1 protein-coding gene is annotated in these 1,178 nt (G+C 63.0%); it reads right to left on the minus strand.

The features are described 5' to 3' along the window. A partial coding sequence (ilvA, locus tag RYA97_RS17260; RefSeq protein ID WP_316892760.1) for a threonine ammonia-lyase, biosynthetic occupies nt 1–1,178 on the minus strand: 1,178 nt, incomplete at both ends.

Below are 1,178 nucleotides of genomic sequence, written 5' to 3' on the forward strand. Positions count from 1 at the left end.
TGCAGTTTGGCCAGTTCGTTGTCGGTCAGGTCCAGCACCGGAAAACCCTGCCCGGTCAGGCTGGCGATCAGGGCGCTGCGCGGGTCGTTCTCCGGGTGAGTCTGCACGCCGACGAAGATGTGCGCCTCGCGATCAGTGTGATAGCGGTAGTTGAATTCGGTGATCTGGCGCTTGCCGATGGCTTCGCAGAATGCCTTGAAGCTGCCCGGCTGCTCGGGAATGGTCACGGCGATGATTGCTTCGCGGCCTTCGCCCAGCTCGGCGCGCTCGGCAACGTGACGCAAACGGTCGAAGTTGACGTTGGCTCCGGAGTCGATGGCCACCAGTGTCTGACCGCTGATGCCGCGCTGCTCGACGTATTTCTTGATCCCGGCAACACCCAGCGCGCCCGCAGGCTCGGTGATCGAGCGGGTGTCGTCGTAGATGTCCTTGATCGCCGCGCAGATTTCATCGGTGCTGACGGTGATCACCTCATCGACATAATGACGGCACACTTCAAAGGTGTGATGGCCGATCTGCGCCACCGCCACGCCATCGGCAAACAGCCCGACCTGGCTCAGCACCACGCGCTCCCCGGCGGCCATCGCCGCTTGCAGGCAGTTGGAGTCGTCCGGCTCGACGCCGATCACCTTGATCTCCGGGCGCAGGTATTTCACATAGGCCGCGATACCAGCAATCAGACCGCCGCCACCAACCGGAACAAAGATCGCATCCAGTTGGCCCGGTTGCTGACGAAGAATCTCCATCGCCACGGTGCCTTGCCCGGCAATCGTATCGGGGTCGTCATACGGGTGGATGTAGACGAAACCCTGTTCGTCGACCAGTTTCAGCGAATAGGCCAGCGCCTCGGGAAAGGAGTCGCCGTGCAGCACCACCGTGGCGCCCCGTGAGCGTACGCCTTCGACCTTGATTTCCGGGGTGGTGCGCGGCATGACGATAGTCGCCAGAATGCCCAGTTCACGCGCTGCCAGTGCCAGACCTTGCGCGTGGTTACCCGCCGAGGCCGTGACCACGCCGCGTGCGGCCTCTTCTGCAGTCAATTGCGCGAGCTTGTTGTACGCGCCGCGAATCTTGAAGGAGAACACCGGCTGCAGGTCTTCGCGCTTGAGCAATACCCGGTTTCCCAGCCGCTCGGACAGCTGGCGAGCGCCGTGCAGCGGGGTTTCGATAGCCACGTC

The organism is Pseudomonas syringae group sp. 26L6, assembly GCF_032587815.1.
GTDB classification, from domain to species: Bacteria; Pseudomonadota; Gammaproteobacteria; order Pseudomonadales; family Pseudomonadaceae; genus Aquipseudomonas; species Aquipseudomonas amygdali.